The organism is Alcaligenes sp. Marseille-Q7550 (genome assembly GCF_965112015.1).
The window spans coordinates 1,082,413-1,106,937 of the sequence record NZ_CBCOPU010000001.1 but is presented as its reverse complement, the minus strand read 5'-3'; the positions used below and the strand labels follow the sequence as shown (position 1 = coordinate 1,106,937).

22 protein-coding genes, 1 tRNA gene and 2 pseudogenes are annotated in these 24,525 nt (G+C 65.5%); 11 read left to right on the top strand and 14 right to left on the bottom strand.

All coding sequences use genetic code 11. From position 1 onward, the window contains the following. Positions 1-13: 13 nt before the first annotated feature. The 6 genes from ACWPWO_RS05220 to cysS form a co-directional block, all read right to left on the bottom strand. Positions 14-106 (bottom strand) — tRNA-Ser (locus ACWPWO_RS05220). 60 nt (positions 107-166) lie between these two features. Next, positions 167-1,420, bottom strand: a complete 1,254-nt coding sequence (locus tag ACWPWO_RS05215) for an aspartate kinase (RefSeq protein ID WP_454004940.1) — start codon at positions 1,418-1,420, stop codon at positions 167-169. A 169-nt stretch (positions 1,421-1,589) separates the two neighbouring features. Next, positions 1,590-2,654, bottom strand: coding sequence for a tRNA lysidine(34) synthetase TilS (gene tilS, locus ACWPWO_RS05210; RefSeq protein WP_454004938.1), 1,065 nt, complete (start codon positions 2,652-2,654; stop codon positions 1,590-1,592). Next, on the bottom strand, positions 2,626-3,591 hold the full coding sequence (locus tag ACWPWO_RS05205) for an acetyl-CoA carboxylase carboxyltransferase subunit alpha (protein ID WP_454004936.1): 966 nt from the start codon (positions 3,589-3,591) through the stop codon (positions 2,626-2,628). The genes tilS and ACWPWO_RS05205 overlap by 29 nt, the downstream gene beginning before the upstream one ends. Before the next feature lie 27 nt (positions 3,592-3,618). Further along, positions 3,619-4,290, bottom strand: coding sequence for a DNA-3-methyladenine glycosylase family protein (locus ACWPWO_RS05200; RefSeq protein ID WP_454004934.1), 672 nt, complete (start codon positions 4,288-4,290; stop codon positions 3,619-3,621). Then, positions 4,275-5,714 carry a cysteine--tRNA ligase gene (gene cysS, locus ACWPWO_RS05195; protein ID WP_454004932.1) on the bottom strand — a complete coding sequence of 480 codons (1,440 nt, stop codon included), beginning with the start codon at positions 5,712-5,714 and terminating at the stop codon, positions 4,275-4,277. The genes ACWPWO_RS05200 and cysS overlap by 16 nt, the downstream gene beginning before the upstream one ends. Before the next feature lie 246 nt (positions 5,715-5,960). Between cysS and ACWPWO_RS05190 the strand changes: the two genes are divergently transcribed. The 4 genes from ACWPWO_RS05190 (at position 5,961) to ACWPWO_RS05175 (ending at position 8,090) form a co-directional block, all read left to right on the top strand. Then, positions 5,961-6,608: a tetratricopeptide repeat protein gene (locus tag ACWPWO_RS05190; RefSeq protein WP_454004930.1), complete on the top strand. Its 648-nt coding sequence runs from the start codon at positions 5,961-5,963 to the stop codon at positions 6,606-6,608. 170 nt (positions 6,609-6,778) lie between these two features. Continuing rightward, positions 6,779-7,288 (top strand): peptidylprolyl isomerase, encoded by a 510-nt coding sequence (locus tag ACWPWO_RS05185; RefSeq protein WP_454004928.1) that lies wholly within the window; start codon positions 6,779-6,781, stop codon positions 7,286-7,288. Further along, positions 7,278-7,664: a metallophosphoesterase gene (locus ACWPWO_RS05180; RefSeq protein ID WP_454004926.1), complete on the top strand. Its 387-nt coding sequence runs from the start codon at positions 7,278-7,280 to the stop codon at positions 7,662-7,664. Before ACWPWO_RS05185 ends, ACWPWO_RS05180 begins: the two co-directional genes overlap by 11 nt. 36 nt (positions 7,665-7,700) lie before the next feature. Then, complete coding sequence (locus ACWPWO_RS05175) at positions 7,701-8,090, top strand: hypothetical protein (protein ID WP_454004924.1); 390 nt, start codon at positions 7,701-7,703, stop codon at positions 8,088-8,090. Positions 8,091-8,148: 58 nt separating this feature from the next. Here the strand turns inward: ACWPWO_RS05175 and ACWPWO_RS05170 are convergent, their stop codons facing one another. From ACWPWO_RS05170 to ACWPWO_RS05150, 5 genes and pseudogenes are all read right to left on the bottom strand, one after another. Continuing rightward, positions 8,149-9,447, bottom strand: a complete 1,299-nt coding sequence (locus tag ACWPWO_RS05170; RefSeq protein WP_454004922.1) for a type II toxin-antitoxin system HipA family toxin — start codon at positions 9,445-9,447, stop codon at positions 8,149-8,151. Beyond that, positions 9,444-9,746 carry a helix-turn-helix transcriptional regulator gene (locus tag ACWPWO_RS05165; protein ID WP_454004920.1) on the bottom strand — a complete coding sequence of 101 codons (303 nt, stop codon included), beginning with the start codon at positions 9,744-9,746 and terminating at the stop codon, positions 9,444-9,446. The genes ACWPWO_RS05170 and ACWPWO_RS05165 overlap by 4 nt, the downstream gene beginning before the upstream one ends. 172 nt (positions 9,747-9,918) lie before the next feature. Further along, positions 9,919-10,781: pseudogene (locus tag ACWPWO_RS05160) on the bottom strand (undecaprenyl-diphosphate phosphatase). A gap of 25 nt (positions 10,782-10,806) precedes the next feature. Further along, on the bottom strand, positions 10,807-12,390 hold the full coding sequence (locus ACWPWO_RS05155; RefSeq protein WP_454004918.1) for a TerC family protein: 1,584 nt from the start codon (positions 12,388-12,390) through the stop codon (positions 10,807-10,809). A 143-nt stretch (positions 12,391-12,533) separates the two neighbouring features. Further along, complete coding sequence (locus tag ACWPWO_RS05150) at positions 12,534-13,325, bottom strand: inositol monophosphatase family protein (RefSeq protein ID WP_454004916.1); 792 nt, start codon at positions 13,323-13,325, stop codon at positions 12,534-12,536. A 108-nt stretch (positions 13,326-13,433) separates the two neighbouring features. Between ACWPWO_RS05150 and ACWPWO_RS05145 the strand changes: the two genes are divergently transcribed. From ACWPWO_RS05145 to ACWPWO_RS05135, 3 genes are all read left to right on the top strand, one after another. Beyond that, positions 13,434-14,282, top strand: coding sequence for an RNA methyltransferase (locus tag ACWPWO_RS05145; RefSeq protein WP_454004914.1), 849 nt, complete (start codon positions 13,434-13,436; stop codon positions 14,280-14,282). Between the two features lie 6 nt (positions 14,283-14,288). Next, positions 14,289-15,137 (top strand): serine O-acetyltransferase, encoded by an 849-nt coding sequence (cysE, locus tag ACWPWO_RS05140; RefSeq protein WP_454004912.1) that lies wholly within the window; start codon positions 14,289-14,291, stop codon positions 15,135-15,137. Between the two features lie 111 nt (positions 15,138-15,248). After that, the gene (locus ACWPWO_RS05135) at positions 15,249-16,019 is read left to right on the top strand and encodes an IclR family transcriptional regulator (RefSeq protein WP_394064753.1); all 771 of its coding nucleotides are present in this window, start codon (positions 15,249-15,251) and stop codon (positions 16,017-16,019) included. Between the two features lie 66 nt (positions 16,020-16,085). Here the strand turns inward: ACWPWO_RS05135 and ACWPWO_RS05130 are convergent, their stop codons facing one another. Together ACWPWO_RS05130 and ACWPWO_RS05125 are read right to left on the bottom strand one after the other, a co-directional pair. Beyond that, on the bottom strand, positions 16,086-16,898 hold the full coding sequence (locus tag ACWPWO_RS05130; RefSeq protein ID WP_394065781.1) for a mechanosensitive ion channel family protein: 813 nt from the start codon (positions 16,896-16,898) through the stop codon (positions 16,086-16,088). A gap of 528 nt (positions 16,899-17,426) precedes the next feature. Beyond that, complete coding sequence (locus ACWPWO_RS05125) at positions 17,427-18,035, bottom strand: class I SAM-dependent methyltransferase (protein ID WP_454004909.1); 609 nt, start codon at positions 18,033-18,035, stop codon at positions 17,427-17,429. A gap of 45 nt (positions 18,036-18,080) precedes the next feature. Here ACWPWO_RS05125 and ACWPWO_RS05120 point away from each other — a divergent pair, with 45 nt between their 5' ends. From ACWPWO_RS05120 to ACWPWO_RS05105, 4 genes and pseudogenes are all read left to right on the top strand, one after another. After that, positions 18,081-19,121, top strand: coding sequence for an LLM class flavin-dependent oxidoreductase (locus tag ACWPWO_RS05120; protein WP_454004907.1), 1,041 nt, complete (start codon positions 18,081-18,083; stop codon positions 19,119-19,121). Beyond that, a complete protein-coding gene (locus tag ACWPWO_RS05115) occupies positions 19,118-20,029 on the top strand; it encodes a LysR family transcriptional regulator (RefSeq protein ID WP_454004905.1) in 912 nt (303 codons plus the stop codon). Before ACWPWO_RS05120 ends, ACWPWO_RS05115 begins: the two co-directional genes overlap by 4 nt. A 93-nt stretch (positions 20,030-20,122) precedes the next feature. Further along, a complete protein-coding gene (locus ACWPWO_RS05110) occupies positions 20,123-21,151 on the top strand; it encodes a Bug family tripartite tricarboxylate transporter substrate binding protein (RefSeq protein ID WP_454004903.1) in 1,029 nt (342 codons plus the stop codon). Between the two features lie 20 nt (positions 21,152-21,171). Next, a pseudogene (locus ACWPWO_RS05105) lies at positions 21,172-22,757 on the top strand (gamma-glutamyltransferase family protein). Here the strand turns inward: ACWPWO_RS05105 and ACWPWO_RS05100 are convergent. Further along, on the bottom strand, positions 22,751-24,448 hold the full coding sequence (locus tag ACWPWO_RS05100) for a 2-isopropylmalate synthase (protein WP_454004902.1): 1,698 nt from the start codon (positions 24,446-24,448) through the stop codon (positions 22,751-22,753). The pseudogene ACWPWO_RS05105 and the gene ACWPWO_RS05100 overlap by 7 nt on opposite strands. Between the last annotated feature and the right edge of the window lie 77 nt (positions 24,449-24,525).

The window sequence follows — 24,525 nt, the reverse complement described above, 5'->3', positions numbered from 1 at the left end:
ATTTCTTACTAGCTGGCGGAGACGGAGGGATTCGAACCCTCGATACGGGTATAAGCCGTATGCTCCCTTAGCAGGGGAGTACCTTCAACCTCTCGGCCACGTCTCCAGCTCTAGGAAAGACGATACTATAGCATTTTAAAAAAACCAATGCAAATAGCAGTTTGAATTATTTTTCCTGATCCAGCTCGAAGGTCTTGTGCAGCGCGCGCACGGCCAGTTCCATGTATTTGTCGGCGATGATGACCGAGGTCTTGATCTCGCTGGTGCTGATCATCTGGATGTTGATGCCTTCCTGGGACAAGGCGCGGAACATGGAGCTGGCGACGCCGGCGTGGTTGCGCATGCCGATGCCCACGATGGAAACCTTGCACACGGCGTCGTCAAAGACGATTTCGCCGGCGCCCACGGCGGGACCGATCTGCTGGGTCAGCAGGTCGCGGGTGCGCAGCGCGTCGTTGCGGCTGACCGTGAAGGAGAAGTCCGTGGTGCCCTGCACCGACAGATTCTGCAGGATCATGTCCACTTCGATGTTGGCCGCGGCGATGGGGCCCAGGATGGAGTAGGCTACGCCGGGAGTGTCGGGTACGGCGCGCAGGGTGAACTTGGCTTCATCACGGCTGAAGGCGAGGCGCGTGAGAGGGGCAGCTTCCATTTTTTGATCTTCCTCGAAAGTAATCAGCGTGCCCGAAGACATTTCTTCTTCGAGCGGAATCAGGGGGTCTGTCAGCGAGGACAGGACTCGAACGGGAACCTGGTACTTGCCGGCGAACTCCACGGAACGGATCTGCAGCACCTTGGAGCCCAGGGAGGCCATTTCCAGCATTTCCTCGAAGGACACCACTTTCATGCGGCGGGCTTCGGGAACCACGCGCGGGTCGGTCGTGTAGACGCCGTCCACGTCGGTGTAGATCAGGCATTCGGACGCCTTCATGGCCGCCGCCACGGCCACGGCCGAGGTGTCGGAGCCGCCGCGGCCCAGAGTGGTGATGTTGCCCTCTTCGTCCACGCCCTGGAAGCCGGTGACGATGACCACGCGGCCGGCGTCCAGGTCCTGGCGGATGCGGGTGTCGTCAATGGAGCGGATGCGCGCGCGCGTATAAGCGCTGTCGGTCAGCACGGGCACCTGCCAGCCGGCATAGCTGCGGGCGGGGACGCCCTGGGCGGCCAGCGCCATGGCCAGCAGCGCGCTGCTGGCCTGCTCGCCGGTGGCGGCCAGCATGTCGAGTTCGCGGGGATCGGGCTGGGGGCTGAGCTCCTTGGCCAGACCGAGCAGACGGTTGGTTTCGCCGGACATGGCCGAGGGAACCACCACCACCTGGTGGCCGGCCGCATGCCACTTGGCAACCCGGCGCGCCACATTCTGGATGCGCTCGATCGAGCCCATCGACGTGCCGCCATATTTATGTACGATCAGGGACATCTTTTACTCTGCATCAAAGGGCTAATGTCTGGAATAGACACAAAAACGATCTATTTTAACGACTTTCTGCTATTGCGTTTGGGCTAGAGGTGGTCTGTCGAAAAAAAAATCAAGCTCCGAAGAGGAATACTCCCACATTACGCAAGCTGATGAGCCGCGCGGCGCAGGCTCAATCCGTCCCGGCCGGCTCCAGCAGCACCCGGCCGCGCACGCAGCGGATCAGCCAGGTTCCGTGCTTGACTTTCAACTGCCGGTCGTGGCCCAGCGCGTGGACGCTGCGCAACTGGCGCATCAATTCAGCCAGGCGCGCCTCGGTAGGCATGCCGGCCCCGTGCTCCTGCAGCCAGTGGCGGATGACCAGGGCCTGGCGGGCCGGCTCCAGCAGGCGCCAGGAAGCCAGGCTGAAACTGCGTCCCGTCTCGTCCAGGTCCAGCGACTGCAGATCCTGCCGGGCCACGCTGTCCAGGACATCGCGGGTTTCCCGGCTCAGCCGGGCCTGGCGCTGCAGCACGGATTGCCAGCCCGGCCAGCGGGCGTCGAGCACCGGCGTCAGCAGTTCGCGCACGGCGCCGCGGGTGTAGTCGGGATTCAGGTTGGTGGGGTCCTGTACGGCCTGCCAGCCGCAGGCCGCCGTGAAGCAATCGCTGGCCTGCAGAATGCGCGCGCGCGGCTGCTCCAGCCAGGGCCGCCAGTAAACGATGCCGTCGCGCCGGCTGCTGGGCGCCATGGCGCCCAGGCCGACAGGGCCGGCGCCGCGCAACAGGCGCAGCAGGACCGTTTCAGCCTGGTCGTCCTGGTGATGCGCCAGCAGAATGTCGCCCACCCCCGCAAAGCCGGCCAGCTCGGCCAGGGCGCGATAGCGGGCGTCACGGGCGGCGGACTCCATGCCGTCGGCGCTCAGCCGGTCCGCCCGGACCTGGACGCGCAGGCTGTGACAGGGGCGCCGCAAGCGCCGCGCAAGGTCGTGCACGCGGGCCTGCCACTGGTCTGCGGCGGCCTGCAGGCCGTGGTGAACATGGAAAAAATGAAGTTCGATGCGGCGGCGGCTGGCCCAGAGGGGGGCATGCACCGCCAGCATGGCGGAGTCGGCGCCGCCGCTCAGGCCCAGGCCAAGGCGGTGTCCGGGCTTGAAGGGCAGATGCAGCGTCAGGGCATCCAGCAGCGCGGGCGAGGGCTCGAAGCCCGCCAGCCCGGCGCTCGCATGATCAGGCGCGGACTTCCTGGAAGCGGCCATACGCCAGCAGGCGCTCCATGCGCTGATCCAGCAATTGCTCGGTGGACATGCCCGAGACCTGGCGCAAGGCGTCGGCCAGGGCGCGGCCCAGCTGGCGCGCCATCATGGTGGGATCGCGATGAGCGCCGCCAATGGGCTCGTTGATCACGCGGTCCACCAGGCCCAGCTCCTTGAGGCGCGGCGCGGTGATGGCCAGGGCCTCGGCGGCAACGGGAGCCTTGTCGGCGCTGCGCCAGAGGATGGACGCGCAGCCCTCGGGGGAGATCACGGCGTAGGTGGAATACTGCAGCATGGACACGACATCGCCCACGGCAATGGCCAGGGCGCCGCCCGAACCGCCTTCGCCGATGATGGTCGAGATGATGGGCACGCGCAGCTTGGCCATGGCATACAGATTGTGGCCGATGGCTTCGGACTGGCCGCGCTCTTCCGCGCCGATTCCCGGATAGGCGCCGGGCGTATCCACGAAGGTGAACACCGGGATGCCGAACTTCTCGGCCAGGCGCATCAGGCGCAGAGCCTTGCGATAGCCTTCAGGACGCGGCATGCCGAAGTTGCGGCGCGCGCGCTCCTTGGTGTCGCGGCCCTTCTGATGACCGATGACCATGCAGGGCGTGCCGTTGAAACGCGCCAGGCCGCCCACGATGGCCAGGTCGTCCGCATACATGCGATCGCCGTGCAGCTCGTGAAAGTCGGAGAAGATCTCGCGCACGTAGTCCAGCGTGTAGGGACGCTGAGGGTGGCGGGCCACGAGCGCCGTCTGCCAGGGAGTGAGCTTGGCGTAGATATTCTTGGCCAAGGTCTGGCCCTTCTGCTGCAGACGGCTCAGCTCTTCTGAAATATCCACGGCGGAATCAGACTGCACGTAGCGGAGCTCTTCGATCTTGCCTTCGAGCTCGGCCAGAGGCTGCTCAAATTCCAGGAATGTATTTCGCATTGTCGGGTCTTAAGGTTTGGGCCTAATTTAATATCGTACAGCAACCGTGTTCAGGCTGCGCCACAGATGCCAGGTGGCCACCGTGCACCACGGCGCCCAGGCCTGGGCTACTTCACGCGCTTCGAACCGGGAAACCGGCTCGCCACTGAAATAGTGCTGGGAAATTGCCTTGAGCAGGCCGGCATCGTCCAGGGGCAGGACGTTGGGCCTGTGCAAGTTGAAAATCAGAAACATTTCGGCGGTCCAGCGGCCCACGCCTCGAATGGCGCACAGGTCCGCGACCACGGCTTCGTCCGGCATGGACTGCCAGGCTTGAGGATCGATTTTACGGGCATCGAAGTGCGAGGCCAAATCGTGGATATATTCCACCTTGCGCTTGGGCAGTCCCAGCCCGCGCAGATCCTGCGGATCCAGCGCCAGCAGCGCGGCCGGCGACAGCGGCTGCCCGCAGCGCTCGAGCAGGCGCTGCCAGAGCTGGTCGGCCGTGCGCAGGGCAACCTGCTGGCCGACGATGGAGCGGGCCAGCGTCATGAAGGCCGGCGCCTTGTGCTGCAGCCAGTGGTCCCCGTGCTGGGGGATCAGCTTGCGCAGGATGCGGTCGCGCTTCATGAGCTGTGCGCAGGCCTCGTCCCAATAATCCGGCTTGCCCACCAGACGCACCTGGGAGCCGGCCAGGGAACCGGCTATGCCCTGCGCCATTGCGTCGCTCCACCAGGCCGGTCCTCGAGTTCGACGCCCTGCTCCTTGAGCTGGACGCGGATCGCGTCCGCGCGGGCGAAGTCGCGGTCCTTCTTGGCCTGCGCGCGCTCGGCCACCAGAGCGTCAATGGCCTCGTTGTCCAGGCTGGAGGCGGCGCCGCCCAGATAGCGCGACGGCGACTGCCAGTACAGGGCGGGATCGAGCTGCAGCAGCCCCAGCACCCCGCCCAGGGCGCGCATCAGGCCGCTGGCCTGAGGGTCCTTGTCGCGGTTGGCCTGCCCGGCCAGCTCGAAGAGCACGGCCACGGCGCCGGCCGTGTTGAAATCGTCGTCCATGGCCTGGGCGAAGGCCTGCGCCGGCCCCTGGGTCCAGTCTATCTGCACCGGGGCGGCCGGCACGTTCTGCAAGGTCTGGTAGAGGCGGTCCAGCGCATGCTGGGCGTCGCGCAGGTTGTCCGGAGCATAGTTCTGCAGGCTGCGGTAATGGTTGCGCACGATGAAAAAACGCACCATTTCCGCTTCGCGCGGATTGGCGGCATAGCTGCTCTGCCCATCGTCCAGGCCTTCGGGCGCGATGGTGTCGCGGATGCGGCGGAAGTTGCCCAGGGACTTGGACATCTTTTCCGAATCCACCATCAGCGGCCCGCAATGCATCCAGACATTGGCCAACTGGCCTCCGAAGGCGCCTTCGGTCTGGGCGATCTCGTTTTCGTGATGCGGGAACTTCAGGTCCGGGCCGCCGCCATGGATGTCCAGCGGCAGGCCCAGGATGGCCTTGCTCATGGCCGAGCATTCGATGTGCCAGCCCGGCCGGCCCAGGCCGTAGGGCGATTCCCACTTGGACTCCGGCGGCTCCTCTTCCTTGGCGGACTTCCACAATACGAAGTCCAGCGGATCGCGCTTGGCGGAATTGAGCGCCACGCGCTCGCCGGCGCGCAGGTCGTCCAGGGACCGGCCCGACAGCTTGCGGTAGCCGGGAAACTGGCGCACGGCGTAGTTGACGTCGCCGTCCTCCGACCGGTAGGCCAGGCCGTTGTCTTCCAGCTTGGCGATGATGCCCAGCATGTCGGGCACGTGCTGGGTGGCGCGCGGCTCCGAATCCGGACTCTGCACGCCCAGCGCCTTCTCGTCGGCGTGCATGGCGGCGATGTAGAAGTCGGTGACTTCGGACATGCGCTGCTTGCGTTCGACCGCGCGGCGGATGATCTTGTCGTCGATGTCGGTGATGTTGCGCACGTAGCTGACCTGGTAGCCGCTGGCGCGCAGCCAGCGCTGCACCACGTCGAAGCTGACCAGCATGCGCGCATGTCCGAGGTGACAGAAGTCATACACGGTCATCCCGCACACATACATGCGTACGTGGCCCGGCTCGACCGGAGTGAACACCTCTTTGGAGCGTGACAGCGAGTTATAAATGCGCAACATGGGCTGTAATCGTCATAAAATCGGAGCTTTGCGCCAGGAGGCATGATCCTGGCTTGCGGTCCGGATTTCCCGCCCGGCAATGGGCAAGGTTAGAATGATGGTCGACAAGTATAGCAAGCAGACCTCGTTAAAGGCAGCAATCAACCAACCTTCCTGGTCTCCAAGCCAGATTTTATAGGCGCTCCCGCTGTGTTCAGTACACCTCGACGGAATCGGTTTCTTGCCCCCTGCGCGCTGGCCCTCTTCGTGGCCGGAACCCAGGGCGCAACGGCCCAGCCCCATCCCCCCGCCCAGGTCGCACCGGCGTCCTCTTCCTCGGCGCCGCGCGTCAATGACCCGCTGCTGGAAGCTCCCCGCGAAGAAGAACGCGGATGGAAAGGCCTGGCGCGCGCCCTGGACGTGCTCGCGCCCAGCGTGGACACCTCGGTGCCGCTGAGCGCCGGCGAGGTCAGCAAGCGCATCAGCAGCCTGATCGCCCAGGGACGCCATGACGACGCCCTTCAGGCCATCGAAAACCGCCTCAAGCAGCGCGAACGCAATGGCGAGACGGGCGCGGACGTGCAGCTTCTGTTCCTCAAGGCCCGCGCCCTGTCGGCCGCCGGACGGCACAACGAGGCCATCCGCATCTACCAGGACATGACGACCTATTATCCGGAACTGCCCGAGCCCTGGAACAACCTGGCGGCCGAATACATCGCCCAGGACAAGCTGGACATGGCGCTGGAAGCCCTGAAGATGGCCCTGACCGCCGATCCGTCCTATGCGCTGGCGCGCAACAACATGGGCGAAGTGCAGTTGATGCTGGCCAATGACGCCTACCGCAAGGCGGCATCCGAAGGCGTGCAGAAGGCTGCGCAGCGCGCGCAACAAACAGGCCGAATTCTGCAACAATAGGGCTTTTACTCGACGGGAACGCCCGCTTTCATATGTTTGCAACCGCTTTTCAATGGTGTGCGCAAGCCCGCGGCTTGCGCACTCTCGGTATTGCCGCCTGTCTGGCCATGTCCGCCATGGCCAGCATGCCTGCCGCGGCAGATTCTTCAACCCCTTCCCAAGGTAAATCCATGAGCACCTCCACGCGCGTCAAACTGCAGACGAACCAAGGCGACATCGTTATCGAACTGAACGCCGAAAAGGCTCCCAACACGGTCGCCAACTTCCTGAACTACGTGAACAGCGGCTTCTACGACGGCACCGTGTTTCACCGCGTGATCAACAACTTCATGATCCAGGGCGGCGGTTTCGAAGCCGGCATGAAGCAAAAGCCCACGGAAGCCCCCGTCAAGAACGAAGCCGACAACGGCCTGAAGAACAACAAGTACACCATCGCCATGGCCCGTACTTCCGATCCTCATTCCGCCACCGCCCAGTTCTTCATCAACGTGGCCGACAACGACTTCCTGAACTTCACCGCCCCCACCTCCAACGGCTGGGGCTACGCCGTGTTCGGCCAAGTGGTCGAAGGCACCGAGGCCGTGGACAAGATCAAAACCGTGCGCACCGGCAACAAAGGCTTCCACCAGGACGTGCCTGTTGAAGACGTCGTCATCGAAAAAGCCACGGTTGCCGAGTAAGCAGACCCTGCCCGGCGTCGTCTGGATTGCCGCCGACCTGCACCTGGGTCCGGACAATCCGGCGACCATCCAGGACTTCCTGCGATTCCTGGACAAGGCCAAGGCCCAGGCCGACGCCTTGATTCTGGGCGGCGACATCTTCAACGCCTGGATAGGCGACGACCAGATTGCCCGCCCCGCTCCCTGGCTCTCCCGTGTCAGCGCGGCCCTGCAGGCCTACGGCGCCCGCCGCCGCCTGTTCCTGATGCGCGGCAACCGGGATTTCCTGCTGGGCCCAGCCTACGCTCGCCACGTGCACGCCAGCCTGTTGCCCGATCAGGTTCTGCTGGATACGTCCGCCGGCCTGGTGCTGATGTCGCACGGCGACGAATACTGACTGGAAGACGCCGCCTATCAGCGCTTTCGCCGCTGGGTGCGCAAGCCCTGGCTGCAATCGCTCTACTTGGCCTGCCCGCTGGGCCTGCGTCAGCGCATCGCCGACGCCGCCCGTGCGCGCAGCCGGCGCGGCCAGCAATACAAGAACATGCAGATCATGGATGTCACGCAGGCGGCCATCGAGCGGGCCTGCGCAGCCCAGCCGCTGCAGGCGCTGGTGCACGGCCACACGCATCGTCCGGCCAGCCACGTCATCCCCGGCCAGCCCGAAGCTCGCCGCTGGGTCCTGCCCGATTGGGACAGCGACCACGATGGCCCGGCGCGCGGGGGCTACATCAGCATCCAGGGCGCAGAGCTGTGCCTGCGCCAATGGGGCCGGCCCGAACAGTGCCAGACATTGAACCCCCAGGAGCCACACCGGACGTGAAACCTGTCCACGATCTTTGCAAGCCCGAGGGCGTCCTGCAAAGATCGTGAACAGCCCTTTAGCGCGTCAGCGCCAGCCCGCCCTGCAGGCGTTCCGAGACCGACCGCTGCATGGAGGGCGGTGCCTCCTTCAGCAAGGCCGGCCATTGCGCCTGGGCCTGGCGAACCAGATCACGAGCCAGGCGCAGATAATGCGGAGCACGCATCAGGCCCGCCTGGCGGATCAAGCCATCCAGATCATTCCAGCCGAATTCACGCAGTTCCCGGTCTATGCGGCGGTTGACACCGTAGTCCTGCGGCCCCACGGACTCGAAGAACGCCGTCACGCAGACGGGATCGTACAAGGGAGCCAGCTGCGGATGGCGTGCATCGGGATAGACCAGCGCCCAGTTCTTCAGGTGGGCATCGGTATTGCCCAGCAGGATGAAGGCCACGAAGCGCAGGATGAATTCACGCAGATCCGCCGCCCGGCGGCTGGAGACGGCGTCGATCACGCGCAACATGTCCGCATAGTCCCCCATGCCCCGGCCATACTTGTGGCGCGGCGAGAAACCCAGCACCTGCGCGAACTCCTCCATATGCACGCGCAGGCCGTCCGGCCCCCGGTCGAAACGCGGCACGGCCAGGATGCGCTCGAAAGGCACGGCTTCGGGCAGCTCCGCCTGCGCCCGCGTGATGATGCCGGCCTGCGCGCACTCCAGCCCCAGAGCCCGGCACAGCACATAGCCGGAATATTCGTTGTCCACCAGATCCGGATGCCGGGACGTGGGCAGCTTCAGGATGGTGGATCCCGCCCGCCCCTGCCGGCGCACCACATAGCGCCGTCCGTCATAGACCGCCGAGAACTTGGTGACGACGCCGGGCAAGGCGGCGGCGTCCTCCACCGGGTCCTCCACGAAGCCCGGCTCCAGCACATCCAGCCCCAGGGCGGTGTGCCACAGACGCACGGCATCCGGTATGCCTTCTCGGGCGGGCACCGGCTCCACTTCCAGGGCGCCCATCAAGTCGTGGCCCGCCGCCGCAAGCAGCTCGAACTCGTCATCGGCCGCGCAATGGCGCTCGCGCGCAAGACGTTCGCGGTTGTGGCCTTCCGGCAAGAGATTGGCGAAATAGCTGGGCCAGCGCCCGTCGGCGCGCACCAGTCGAGCGTCGCGGGCAGCGCTCAGGATGGCCTGGGTCGCGGCCTCGTCCTGGCCCACATAGGTCAGCGACAACACCGGGCGCAGTGGATCGGAAATGTAGTCCTCGTCGAAGGACACCCGCAGGATATCCCCGTACTGTGACAGATAGCCGATGGCGCGACGGCTGCGGTCCGGCAGGTGCATGAACATGCGCAAGTACTTGATGGACGTGCTCATGACCTTTCCCGCAGGCTGTCCGCCAGCGACAAGGGCGCCGCGGCGCCCGCATCCTGCCCCAGGTAGCGGCCTCCCGATGCCAGAAACGCCTCCAGTTCCTTGCGCAATCCGATCGGCACGACCAGATACTGCGCCCCCAGCACGCGGGCCAGTTCCTGCAGCGTGGACAACTGCGGATCCACTTGGCCGCGCTCTATCTTGCTGACAGTCATGCGCGACAGGCCCGCCAGCCGCGCCAGTTCAGCCTGAGTCAGCCCGTGCGCCTTGCGCAGGCGTATCAAATCCTGGATTACGCTCATTTTGATTATCTTTTTGGCAAAATAGATAATTCAAGTTATCAAATTGCTGAGCCAATGTCAAAAAGATTATTATCATTATCTAGACAACAAAAAAGATAACTAACATTATCTTTTGAGGTAAAAAAATTCCCCATCCGCGGGCAGGATGGGGAATGCTGACGGTGGTGCGTTCTTATCGCGCCATCAACCAGACCAGGACCACCAGGCCCAGGGCGATCCGGTACCAGGCAAAAGGCCGGTAGGTACGGCTGGACACGAAACGCAGCACGGCCTTGACCAGAACCAGGGCGCTGATGAACGCCGCCACGAACCCCACCACAATGGCCGAGGTCTGGTCGGCGCTCAAGGCCGCGCCATTGCGATAAAGATCGTAGACAGTCGCCGCCAGCATCGTAGGCATGGCCAGGAAGAAAGAAAACTCCGTGGCGGTCTTGCGCTGGATGCCGGCCAGCATGCCGCCGATGATCGTCGCTCCCGAACGGGACGTGCCCGGAACCATGGCCACGCATTGGGCGAACCCGACCACCAGCGCCTGCTTCCAGGTGATCTCCTCCAGGGCGAAAGCCGTGGCGCGCTGCGAGGTCGCCGTCTCCCCTTCGGCGAGCGCAGGAGCATGCTTGGCGTACTCGGGCTTGCGTTCCACCCACAGCATGAGCAGCCCCCGAGCACCAGGGTGAAGACGAACACGATGGGGTGGTGGAACAAGGCCTTGACGTACTTGATGGTCAGGGCGCCGATCACGGCCGCGGGCAGGAAGGCGATCAGGAGATTGCGGGTGAACATCACCTCCTTGCGCTCGCCGCGCAAGGTGCCGCCGATCAACTGGATGAGGCGGGCCCTGAAAATCCAGATCACGGCCAGAATGGACCCGAACTGGATGACCACTTCAAAAACCTTGTCGTCTCCGGAGGAAAAGTCGATCCAGCTTCCCAGGATCAGCAAGTGCGCCGTGCTGGAGACCGGGATGAACTCCGTGAAACCTTCAATGATGCCCAGCAGCAGGGCCTTCAGCAGATACAGAGTGTTTTCCGTCATGTTTCTTGAAGTGAAGTGAAAAAACCTAAACAGTGGACTCGTCGGCGATCATGTCGGGATCGGCCGACTGACGCTCCAGGCGAACAGAGGCAATGCGGCGGCCTTCGAGCTGGTCCACGGTGAAGCGGTACAGCATGCCGCCCTGCACGAGCTCGCAGCTGTCGCCCGCCTCGGGCAGATGGCCGAACCGCTCCAGCAGATAGCCGGCCAGGGTGGAGTATTCCTCGTCCTCGTCCACCAGGCCCTCCACGCTCAGAAGCTGCTCGAGGTGATGCAGGTCGGTGGAGCCGTCCAGCAGCCAGTGATCCGGAGATTCCTCGACGATGTCCGGGGATTCGTCTTCGTCGGGAAAGTCTCCGGCGATGGCTTCGAAGATATCCAGCGGCGTGACCAGGCCCTCGATAGCGCCGAACTCGTCCGTCACCAGCACGAGCTGGCCGCGTGTCTGCTTGATCGTCTCCATCAACTGCAGGATGCCGATGGATTCGTACACGAAGACGGGCTGCCGCAACTGGTCCACGCGGATATGGCCATGAACCAGCAGATCGGCCAGCATTTCCTTGGAACGCCCTATGCCGACCACGTCATCGAGCGAACCGCGGCAGACTGGCAGCATGCTGTGCGCTTCCTGGGTGATCTTCTCGCGCAGGAGCTCGGGATCGTCCTGCAGATTGACCCAGGTGATGTCATTGCGCGGGGTCATGACCGACTGCACATTGCGCTCGGACAGCGTCAGCACGCCGCTGACCATATTGCGCTCCTCGTCGCCGAACACAAGCTGCGCACCGCTGGCGGGCTGGTCGGGACCGGCCGCGGCCAGTTCGGACACCGGCCGTTTGCCCAGCATGCGCAGCACCGCCTCGGCCGTGCGCTCGCGCATGGGACGCCGGGCTTCGGCCAGCCGCATCTTGCGGCGCGCCAGTTGGTTGAACACCTCGATCAGGATGGAGAAGGAAATGGCGGCGTACAGATAGCCCTTGGGCACGTGCACGCCGAAGCCTTCGACCAGCAGCGAGAAACCGATCATCAGCAGAAAGCCCAGGCACAGGATGACCACCGAGGGCCGGCTGTTGATGAAGACGGTCAGAGGCTTGGAGGCCACCAGCATGATGCCGATGGCGATGACCACCGCCGCCATCATGATGGGCAGGTGTTCGACCATGCCCACGGCGGTGATGACCGCATCGATGGAGAACACCGCGTCCAGCACCACGATCTGGGCCACGATGACCCAGAAGCTGGCGTACATGCGCGACCCCGAGGCATGCGCGCCGCGGTTGTCGATGCGCTCGTGCAGCTCCAGCGTGCCTTTGAACAGCAGAAAGAAACCGCCCACGATCAGGATCAGGTCCCGCCCGGAGAAGTCCAGCTCGCCCAGGGATATGAGAGGATCGGTCAGTTGCACCAGATGCGACATGAGGGTGAGCAAGGCCAGGCGCATGATCAGCGCCAGCGACAGGCCCACGATGCGCGCGCGGTCGCGCAGCTCCGGCGGAAGCTTGTCCACCAGGATGGCGATAAATACCAGATTGTCTATGCCCAGGACGATTTCCAGGACCACCAGCGTCAACAGCCCTACCCAGGCCGTCGGGTCCATCAACCATTCCATGTCAGCTCCTTGTCGCCTTCATAAAAAATGCCCCCGCGCCGCACAAGCCATAGCCCGCTCGCGGCCCCGCGAAGGGGCGCTTTTTGTCCTGGGCGGACGATGGCGAAAAACACCCCGGCGGGCCGGGGTATGCGTACTGGATTCTAGTCCTGCAAGTGCGCCAGCATCTGGGTGAAGATCTTCGGGGTGGCCGCCAGCACATTGCCAGTTTCCTTCCAGGTCTGCTCGCCGTCGAAGTCGGCGACCAGGCCGCCCGCCTCGGTCACCAGCAGCGAGCCGGCCGCCAGGTCCCAGGGCTTGAGGTTGACGGCGCAGAAGCCGTCCAGACGGCCGCAGGCCACGTAGGCCAGGTCCAGCACCGTTGCGCCCACGCGACGTACGGCAGCGCATTCGGCCAGCATGTCGGCGAAGGGCGACGTGCTCTTCACGCCGGCGCCCGAATCGGGCACGTGCGCGCCGATCAACGCATCGTGGTAGCGGGTCAGGCCCGACACTCGCACGCGGCGGTCATTCAGGAAGGCGCCGCCGCCCCGGCTGGCCGAGAAGATCTCGTTGCGATTGGTGTCGAAAATGACGGCGTGGACGGCCTGGCCCCGGTGCAGCAGCGCGATGGAGATCGCATAGGCCGGGAAGCCGTGGATGAAGTTGGTGGTGCCGTCCAGCGGATCGATGACCCATTGGTATTCGGGTTCGCCATCGCCGCGCGGCTCCAGGGGCGGGCGCACGCCCGATTCCTCGCCGATGAAGCCGTGGTCCGGGTAGGCTTCGCTCAGGACTTCGATGATGGCTTCCTCTGCAGCGCGATCCACTTCCGTGACATAATCCTTGGGGCCTTTACGCGCAATCGACAGGTGTTCCAGGTCAAGACTGGCGCGATTGATAATGGTGCCGGCACGGCGAGCCGCCTTGATGGCGGTATTGAGCATCGGGTGCATGGAAATTCCGTATTTTTAACAATGATCGAGCCTGCCTCGCTCGCCCTGACGCAGGACGAGACCGCTTTGGCAGACACAGGAAGCGTTGCTTCAAACCAGCTATTTTAAATGACTCAGACGCAAGCATCGGCATTTAACGATAATTTTGACCGGGTTCGCTTCATTATGGTGCAACCCAGCCATCCTGGAAACGTGGGCGCGGCCGCGCGCGCGATCAAAACCATGGGCTTCGGGGACCTGTGCCTGGTCGATCCGCAGGACCCCGGCGTGCTGCAGGATCCCCAGGCCATTTCGCTGGCCAGCGGCGCCACCGACGTGCTGGCCTCGGCCCTCATCGTCCCCACCCTTGCCCGGGCCCTGGAGCCGGTCACCCTGGCATTCGCCCTGACCGCCCGGCCGCGCTACCTGGGCCCGCCGCCGGCGGACATCCGCCGGACCGCCGAACTGAGCCGCGACCACCTGCGCAGCCACTCGGGCGCCGTGGCCATCGTGCTGGGCACCGAGCGCGTGGGACTGGCCAACGAACACATCGCCCAGTGCCAGTACGTCTGCCACATCCCGGCCAACCCCGAATACAGCTCGCTGAACGTGGCCCAGGCCCTGCAACTGGCGGCCTGGGAGCTGCGCTACGCGCTGATCGCGGCGCAAGGCGCCGACCTGATCCCGCATACCGAGGGCAAGGCCGACCCGGGCAAGGAGCTGGCCACGCAGGACAAGGTGCAGGCCCTGATGGCGCACTGGGAGCAGGCCATTGAAAGCGTGAAGTTCCTGGATCCGCGTCACCCCAAGAAACTGGTGCCGCGCATGCGCCATCTGTTCGCGCGCAATCAGTTGACGGTGGACGAGGTGGACATGCTGCGCGGACTGTGCACGGCCATGATCAAGACCGCCCGCGCGGCGGGCTTCCCCGTGCCTGGACAGCCCTCTCCCGACGACGGGCAAAGCGTGCCAAAATAAGCTTATATGCTCAAACAGTTACGCGAAGACATAGCCTGCATCCTGCAGCGCGATCCGGCCGCCCGCAGCTCCCTGGAAGTGCTGACCTGCTACCCCGGCCTGCACGCCATCCTGATCCATCGCCTGTCCCATCGTCTATGGAACAGGAACTGGTTCTGGCTGGCGCGCTTCTGTTCGCACCTGGCCCGCATGCTGACAGGCATAGAAATCCATCCCGGAGCGCGCATCGGCCGGCGCGTCTTCATCGACCACGGCTTTGGCGTGGTGGTGGGCGAAACCGCCGAGATCGGCGATGACTGCACCATCTACCAGGGCGTCACCCTGGGCGGGACGCGGCTGTACAAGGGCGAAAAACGCCACCCCACCCTGGAAAACGGAGTGGTGGTGGGCGCGGGCGCCCAGGTCCTGGGCGGCTTCACCGTGGGGGCCGGGGCGCGCATCGGCTCCAATGCCGTGGTGGTCAAGCCCGTGCCGGCCGGCGCCACGGTCGTGGGCAACCCGGCCCGGCTCATCGTCAAGGAAGAGTCCGGTCCGCAGGAGCCGGCGGCGCAGATTCCCGCCGTCCCCGCAACGCCTTGCCAGAACCCCGGCTGGGACGCGGCGCCCCTGCAGGACCTGCTGCGCCAGGGCCGCCCGGACCGCGATGCGCCCGAGGCGCCCGGTTTTGAAGCCTACGCCGTTTGCCGCGCCGCCGAGGACCCGGTGGCCAAGGTGCTGCAAGAGTTGATCGATCACACCGCCCGTCAGGACGCCCGCATCCACAAGCTGTGCCAGGCTCTGGAAGAACTGGGCCAGCGCGTGGAGAACGGCCAGCAGCCGCTGGACGCCGAGCGCCTGAACAAAATGGTGCAATAGGCACGCGGTCTGCCGCCGCCCCGGAGGGCGACCGCCTGGTGGACACCTGGGCCCAGCGCGTTTATTCTTACCTGAACCATTTTTTCGGTAAGCAACAGCGCGTTTCTATCCATGGACACACCCGAAATCGTCGAGCAGCAGGATTCGGCCGGACCCCGCACCCTGCAACGCGGCCTGCTCGTACTCAAGACCTTGCAGAACCACCAGGGCAAGGGACTCAGCGTGACCGACCTGTCGCGCGCCACCGGCCTGCAACGCCCCACCATCTACCGCCTGCTGGCCGCGCTGATGGACCATGACCTGGTCCAGAGCAGTCCCCACAGCCGGCGCTACACCGCCACGCGACAGGATCATGGGCTGCTCGGCCTGGACCCGCGCGTGACCATCATGCAGCCCATCATGCAGGAGCTTGCCCAGCTGACCGGCGACGCCGTCTTCCTGGTGGGGCGCGACGGCGACGAATCCGTGAGCCTGTGGCGCGAGATCGGCCCCTATCCGGTGCAGATCCTGGCCACCTACGTGGGCAAGCGCCAGCCCCTGGGCGTGGGCTCGGGCGGCATGGCCTACCTGGCCAAGCTCAGCGATGACACCATAGACCAGATCATCGAGCGCAATGCCGGCCAGCTCGACCAGTACGGCGGCATGACGCAGCGCGAAATGCGCCAGTTGGTGGCCAATACCCGCATACGCGGCTACTCCGTGGTGGGCAACTACGCCGTACGCGGCGCCCTGGGCGTGGGCGCGGCCTTGTGCGACCACAAGGGCCGCCCCATCCTGGCCATGAGCGTCACCGCCATCACCGAGCGCATGCCCGCGCCGCGCCAGAAGGAAATCGCCAGCCTGCTGCGCGACGCGCTGGACTCCGTGGCGGGCAAGTTCTAGGACGGCGCGCCCGGGCATGAAAAAGCCCCGCCCTCCCGGCGGGGCCAACAGCCGCAAAAGGCAATATCAGGCCGCTTTTTCGGCGGTCGAGGATTGCAGGATTTCTCGAACCGGAATGGGAGTCTGCAGGCCGGCCCGGTTCAGCACCTGCACGGCCTGACGGTACAAGTCGAAACGCAGGTCCCAGAAATCCTCCGCCTTGGCCCAGGCGCGCAGGTTCACCGTGATGACGCTGTCCTTGTACTCCATGGCCATGACCTGCGGGGCCGGATCCTGCAGGACTTTTTCGTGGCCGTCCAGCAGTTGCTTGAGCAGCTCGATGGCGCGGTCCAGGTCGTCGCCATAGCGCACGCCCACGCCGATGTCCAGACGACGGGTGGTGTTGCGGCTGTAATTGATGATGGGATTGCCCCAGATCAGGCTGTTGGGCAGGGAAAAATGAATGCCGTCCACCTGCACGAAGCGGGTCAGGAACAGGCCGACTTCCTGCACCGTGCCGTCGCCCTTGCCCACCACGGATACGAATTCGCCCGCCCGCAAAGGACGCAGCATCAGCAGCATGATGCCGGCGGCGATATTCTGCAGCGTGTTCTGCAAGGCCAGCCCGATCGCCAGGCCGGCGGCGCCCAGCACGGTGATGATGCTGGCCGTCTGCACCCCGAAACGAGCCAGCACGGCAATCAGCACGAAAATGCGGATGGTCCACACCGTGACGCTCTTGCTCATGGGAACGATAGTGGGATCGATGCGCGGCGAACGCTGCGCCAGCCGTTCGATGGCGCGCCCCGCCACCGAAGACAGCCACCAGCCCAGGATCAGGATGGCCAGCGCGATCACCACATTCAGCGCAATGGCCCAGGCGGCGGGAAACTCCACCATCCATGCTTTGAGTTTTTCCACTGTAGGGTCTCCTAGAGTTGCGGCGCAGGCCGCCGGCGTATGCCGCAGCGACCGCGAACCGGAAGCCGCCATCATAGCCTCTGGACCCTCGGCCCCTCAAACCCGCCCCACAGGGCCTGCTTATCCACGCAAACTGTGGATAGGCCGCAGGAAAAACTGGGCAAATCAGCAAAACCCGCTTATATATCAATGCGATAAAACCCAAGGGCAAAAAACAGCCAGGTGGCTCCATTTTGCACGGCCTTATCCACCCAAAATGTGGACAAGTCGCAGGATAAGCCGTGCACCACCGCACTTAATAATTAAAAAACAAACACTTGCAGTTGATGATCAGAAAAACGACAGTTTTTGACGTTTTTCGTCGCCCGGCCAGTTCCCCTCCTTGCCGCTCCGGCTTATCCACAAAAGATGTGCATAAAATTCGGGAAAACCCTTGGAGTAACAATAAATTCCGCTAGACAACAAGCCATTGCTCAGCAGGGTCAAGAAATCGCCAAGCGCCTCCGCTCAGGCGGTCCGACGCCACACCGACGCGAGCCACGGCTGTTCCTCGCGAGGCCGCCCCTCGGGCCGGTAGTAATGACGTATTTCCTCGAAGCCCGCGTCCTGCATGCGCTGCGCCCATTGCTCCCAGGAGTAGTAGCAGCCATAGCGCTCGCCGTTCCAGCCCTCCTCGCCCTGGCCGCGCGGATTGGAGGAGAACAGCGCGCCGCCCGGACGCAGGCAGGCCCGCAGGCGCGCCAGCACCTGCGCCAATTCCGCGCTGGGCACATGAAACAGCACGGCGTTGGCGAAGACGCCGTCGAATGCGCCCGGCGGCAACGCCAGGTTCAGAAAATCCTGTTGCAGGACCTTCAGGCCGGTCTGGCGGCGCGCCATCTCCACGAACGCCGGGCAGGCGTCCAGCCCCACCGGCCTGTGCCCCAATGCCTGGAAGGCCAGCAGGTCCCGGCCCGGTCCGCAGCCCAGGTCCAGGATGTCGTAGGGTCCCGGCCCCGGCAAGGCGTCGAGCAGCGCCTGCCGGTTCTGGCTGACGTCGTGGTCCCAGGTTCCGTCCCGGAAGGCCTGGGCATGGCGTTGATAATGATCCACGGTGCGGCGGCTGGCTTCCTTCATGATCATCCTTTCCTGTCCTGTGGGTTTGCTTGACGGTGCCTGACTATGCGTCGACTATATCCCGAATACCAGCCTGAACCTTATGCCATGAAGCCCAGCTACCCCCTGTCCGTACTGGACCTGTCCCCCGTCACCCAGGGGTCCACCCCTGCCGAATCCTTCCGCCGCTCCGTCGACATCGCCCGCCATGTGGAAAACTGGGGCTACCGACGCTACTGGCTGGCCGAACATCACGGCATGCCCGGCATCGCCAGCGCCGCCACCTCGGTGCTGATCGGCCACATCGCCAGCCAGACGCGCCAGATCCGCGTGGGCGCGGGCGGCATCATGTTGCCGAATCATTCTCCGCTGCTCATCGCCGAGCAGTTCGGCACGCTGGAATCGCTGTATCCCGACCGCATCGACCTGGGCCTGGGACGCGCGCCCGGTTCGGACCCCGACACCGCCCGCGCCCTGCGCCGCAATCTGAACAGCGACCCGGACCAGTTCCCCCGCGATGTGATGGAGCTGCTGGATTATCTGTCGGACGAGCCGCGCAACCGCATCCTGGCGGTGCCCGGCAAAGGGCTGAACGTGCCTGTCTGGATCCTGGGCTCCAGCCTGTTCGGCGCTAAGCTGGCCGCCGCACTGGGCCTGCCCTACGCCTTCGCCTCCCATTTCGCGCCGGCGCAACTGATGCCGGCCATCGACATCTACCGGCGCCAGTTCCAGCCCTCCGCCTACCTGGACAAGCCCTACGTCATGCTGGGCTACAACCTGTTCGCCGCCGACTCCCAGGAAGAAGCCGAACTGCTGGCCTCCTCCTGGCAGCAGTCCTTCGTCAGCCTGCGCAGCGGCCGGCCCATCCAGTTGCCGCCGCCGGTGGCCAACTATTACGAGCAATGCAGTCCGCCGGCGCAGGCCTTGCTCGATTCGCTGCTCAGCTGCACCGCCGTGGGAGACGCGGACCGCGTGCGCGAACAGATGCAGTCCTTCATCCGCCTGACCGGCGCCGACGAACTGATGCTGAACGCCAACATCTACGATCATCGCAAGCGCCTGCGTTCCTACGAGATCGCCGCCGAGCTGCGCCACAGCCTGGCATGAACGCGCGCCGCCTGCAGGACACCGCCCTGCGCTACTTTCTGGAAGTGGCGCGCTGCGGCTCCATCGCCGAGGCGGCCGCCAATCTGCACGTGGCCGGCTCGGCCATCAGCCGCCAGATCAGCAGCCTGGAAGAGAGCCTGGCCACGCCGCTGTTCGAGCGCCATGCGCGCGGCATGACCCTGAACGCGGCCGGCGAACTGCTGGCCGCGCATGCGCGCCGCGCCGCCATGGACGCGGAACGCACGCTGCACGACATCGCCGCCCTGCAAGGCCTGCAGACCGGCCTGGTGCGCATCGCTTCCTCCGAAGGCGTGGCCGCCCAGCTCCTGCCGCAGTGCATAGCGCAGTTCCGCCGGCAGCACCAGGGCGTGCACTTCCAGCTCGACGTGCTGGCCCCCCAGCAAATCACCATGCTGCTGCTCAGCGGCCAGATCGACATAGGCATCAAGTTCACCCAGGCGGCGGACAAGGACATCAAGGTGCTGTTCCGGCGCGATGCCCCCGTCATGGCCCTGGCCGCCCCCGACCACCCCGCCACGCGCACGCGACGCATCAGCCTGAAAAGCCTGCTGGCCCATCCTCTGGCCCTGCCTGGGCCGGACACCACGGTGCGGCAGATGCTGGACGTGGCCTGCAGCGCGCAGAACCTGGACCTGCGCCCCGTGCTGACCAGCAACCACATGAATTCCCTGCATCAGTTCGCCTTGTCGGGCGCCGGGGTGACGGTGTCGGCGGAGCTGTCGGCCCGGCACTTGATCGAGCAGGGCCTGCTCCAGGCCAGCCTGATCCAGGAACGCGTGCTGCTGGGCCGTCAGATCGAAGTCCAGGCCCTGGCGGGCCGCCGCCTGCCGCCCATTGTCCGCAGCTTCGTGGACTTCCTGACGCCCTGGCTGGAAACATCGGCCTGAGCATTGCCAAAAAAGCAAGGCAGACCTGCTAATTTCTTGCTGGTTCGGCATGTGGTGCTTTTATATGATCCTCTGAAAACAGGAGGAGACCCCATGAACATCCAGAATTCCGCCCTATCGCGGCCCGGCACGGGCGCCAAGAGCCGACGCTGGCTGCGCCCGCTGCGGGCGCTGGCCGGACTCTTGCTGGCCGGAGCCTGCGCGGCATCGCAATCAGCCCAGTGGCCGGAGCGCCCCATACGACTGATCGTGCCCTTTCCCACCGGCGGCGCCACTGACGTCATCAGCCGCCTGATCGCCGAACAGGCCTCCAAGGAGCTGGGCGCCAACATCGTGGTGGACAATCGCACCGGCGCCGGCGGCACCATAGGCACGGGCGAGGCCGCGCGCAGCAAGCCGGACGGCTACACCCTGCTGCTGACCACCAGCAGCACCCACGCCGTCGCGCCGCACCTGTACCGTTCCCTGCCCTACTCGGTGGAAAAGGACTTCACCCCCATCGTCCACCTGGGCGACGCGGCCAGCGTGCTGCTGGTCAATCCGGGCGTGCCGGCCAAGACCCTGTCCGAGCTGATCGCCTATGCCCGCGCCCGCCCCGGCGAATTGAACTACGCCAGCAGCGGCAACGGCACCATCGTGCACCTGGGCACCGAAGCCTTCCTGAACCAGGCGGACATCGTCATGTCGCACGTGCCCTACCGCGGCACCGGCCAGGCCATCAATGATATGCTGGCAGGCTCGGTGCACGTCCTGCTGGACGCCATTCCCACGGGCATGCCTTATGTGCGCAGCGGCCAGCTGCGTGCGCTGGCGGTGACCGGTCGACAGCGCTCGCCGCTGGCGCCCGAGCTGCCCACCTTCCAGGAAGCAGGCCTGCCCGGCTATGAATCGCTGACCTGGTTCGGCCTGTACGGCCCGGCGGGCTTGCCCGACGACATCCGCGACAAGGCCTATGCCGCCTTCGCCAAAAGCATCCAGGACCCCAAGGTGCGCGAACGGCTGCAGAACCTGGGCGTGGACCTGCCGCGCAGCGCCAGCCGGGAGGAGTTCATCACCCTGGTGCGCGACGACGGCGATCGCTGGCGGGGCCTGATCGAAAAGACCGGCATACAGATTCAATAAGCATTTCTACAGAGCACAGCATGGACTGGACCAACCCTTACCCCTCTTCGCGCTCGGCCGTACTGGGCCGCAACATGGTCAGCACCTCGCATCCGCTGGCGGCGCAGGCCGGCCTGCGCATGCTGCAGTCAGGAGGCAACGCCGTGGATGCGGCGCTGGCGGCGGCCCTGGCGCTGACCGTGGTCGAACCCACGGGCTGCGGCATAGGCAGCGACGCCTTCGCCATCGTCTGGGACGGCGCGAGCTGCACGGGCTGAACGCCTCGGGCCGCGCGCCGCGCGCCTGGACGCCCGAACGCTTCCAGGGACGGGAGCTGATGCCCGACAAGGGCTGGGAAAGCGTGACCGTGCCGGGCGCCGTCTCGGCCTGGGCGGAACTGTCGGCCAAGTTCGGCGCGCTGAGCCTGGAACAGGTGGCCGCGCCGGCCATCCATTATGCCCGCGAGGGCTTTGCGGTTTCGCCCATCATCGCCCGCCTGTGGGAGCTGGGGCGCCTGCGCCTGGGCGACCAGCCCGGCTTCGCTCAAGCCTTCCTGCCCGACGGCCGCGCACCGCTGGCCGGGCAGTGGTACCGCAATCCCGAACAGGCCGATACGCTGGAGCGCATCGCCGCCAGCCAGGGCAGGGACTTCTACACGGGCGAGCTCGCGCGGCGCATCGCCGCTTTTTCCCGCGAGCACGGCGGCGCCCTGGACGAGCAGGACCTGGCCGAGCACCGTGCGCACTGGTGCGGCACCATCAGCCAGGCCTTCGGCCATTCCGTGCTGCATGAGATCCCGCCCAACGGCCAGGGCCTGGCCGCGCTGATGGCGCTGGGCATGCTGGAGCATGCGGGCATAGGCCGCGAACCCGTGGACCATGTGGATACCGTGCACCTGAGCATCGAAGCCATGAAGCTGGCCTTTGCCGACCTGTACGAACATCATGCCGACCTGGAGCACATGCGCCACGCGCCGGAACATCTGCTGGACGAAGGCTACCTGCGCGAACGCGCCGCCCTGATACGCCGCGACCAGGCGGGCGATCCCCGCCACGGCCTGCCCGGCCCTTCGGGCACCGTCTACGTCACGGCCGCCGACGCCTCGGGCATGATGGTGTCCTTCATCCAGTCCAACTACATGGGCTTCGGCTCGGGCGTGGTGGTGCCCGGCACCGGCATCAGCCTGCAGAACCGGGGCCACGGCTTCAGCCTGCGCCCCGGCCATGCCAACCAGGTGGCCGGCGGCAAGCGCCCCTCGCACACCATCATCCCCGCCTTCGCCATGAACGCGGACGGCAGTCCGCAGATGTCCTTCGGCGTCATGGGCGGGCCCTTCCAGTCCCAGGGCCATGTGCAGATGGCCTTGCGCGTGCTGCTGTACGGCCAGAACCCGCAGGCGGCCGCCGACGCGCCGCGCTGGCGCGTCACCGGCGGCCGGGGCGTGGCCGTGGAGCCGGACTTCGACCCGGCCGTGGTGCAGGCCCTGCGCGAACGCGGCCACGACATCCAGGTCGAAAGCGGCAGCGGAGTCTTTGCCTTCGGCGGCGCGCAGCTGATCCTGCGCCAGGGCTCGCACTACGTGGGCGGCTCCGACCCGCGCAAGGACGGGCAGGTGGCCGCCTACTGACGCGACCCGGCCGACGGGACCGCCGCGCCCTCGGCCTGGGCCGCGGCCCGATTGCAGGCGCACAGGACCGCCAGGATGGAAGCGGTGGTGATGTTGCGGTCCACTCCCACGCCGAAGCAGCTGCCCATGCGCTGCGCGCCGGCCAGCTCCACGATGGCCACGGCCTGCGCGTCCGAGCCGCTGCCCAGGCTGGACTGATGGAAATCGTCCACGCGCCAGCCCGCATCCAGGGCCGCGACCGTCGCCGCCACGGGCCCGCTCCCGCACCCGGTCAGCACGGCTTGCCCGCCCTGCCCGTCGATCAGGCGCAATTCGATCTCCTGGCCATCGTCGATGTCCTGCAGGCGATGCCCCTGGTAGCGCCACCGCCCCGAGCGGCGCGGGTCGCCATATTCCCGGCAGAACAGCGCCCAGATCTGCTCGGAGCTGATCTCCGTTTCGCTGTCGTCCACGCTGGCCTGCACCACCGCGCTGAACTCCACCTGCATGCGCCGCGGCATGCGCACGCCATGGTCCCGCTCCAGCAGATAGGCGATGCCGCCCTTGCCCGACTGGCTGTTGACGCGCACGATGCGGTCGTAGCTGCGGCCAAGATCATGCGGGTCGATGGGCAGGTAGGGCACGCGCCAGGGCTGCTCCGGTTTCTGCGCCGCCAGCCCCTTGGCGATGGCGTCCTGATGCGAGCCCGAGAACGCTGTGAAGACCAGGTCGCCCACATAGGGATGGCGCGGATGGATGGGCAGGCTGGTGCAGTCCTCCACGATGCGCGCCACGGCGGCGATGTCCGAGAAATCCAGGCCCGGCGATATGCCTTGGGTGTACAGGTTGAGCGCCAGGGTGACCAGGTCCAGGTTGCCGCTGCGCTCGCCATTGCCGAACAGGCAGCCTTCGACGCGCTGCGCGCCGGCCAGCAAGGCCTGTTCGGCGCAGGCCACGCCCGTGCCCCGGTCATTGTGCGGATGCACGGACAGCACGATGTGTTCGCGCCGTTCCAGGCGCCGGTCCATCCACTCGATCTGGTCGGCGAACACATTCGGCGTGGACACTTCCACCGTGGTGGGCAGATTGATGATCATGGGCCGTCCCGGACCGGCGTCCCAGGCGCGGATGGCGGCATTGCACACCTGCAGCGACACCTCCAGCTCCGCCATGCAGAAGGTCTCGGGCGAATATTGCAGGATCCATTCGGTCTGCGGCTGCGCTTCGGTCAATTCGCGCAACAGGGCGATATGACGCTCCACCATGGCGATGATCTCGGGCACGGTCAGCCCGAACACGAGCTCGCGCCAGGCCGGCGCGATGGCGTTGTAGAAATGGACGATGACGCGCCGCGCGCCCTGCACGCTGCGCACGGTCTCGAGGATCAGGTCTTCGCGCAGCTGCGTCATGACCATGGGGGTCACGTCCTCCGGAATGCCGCCTTCGTCGATCAGGCCGCGGATGATGTCGAAGTCCGTGCGCGAAGCAGCCGGAAAGCCCAGCTCGATCTCCTTGAAGCCCAGCCGCACCAGTTCATGGAACAGACGCAGCTTGCGCTCGCGGTTCATGGGCTCGAACAAGGCCTGATTGCCGTCGCGCAGATCGGTGGACAGCCATACGGGCGCCTGGGTCAGGGTGCGCGAGGGCCACTGCCTATCGGGCAGCACGACGGGAGGGAAGGGGCGGTACTTGGTCTGGGGCTGGCTCAACATGGAAACCTCTCTAGCAATGAATGGAGCGATTTCCCTGGCGGGCCGGGCCGCCTGTTCAGGTCGGGATCAGGGGAAAT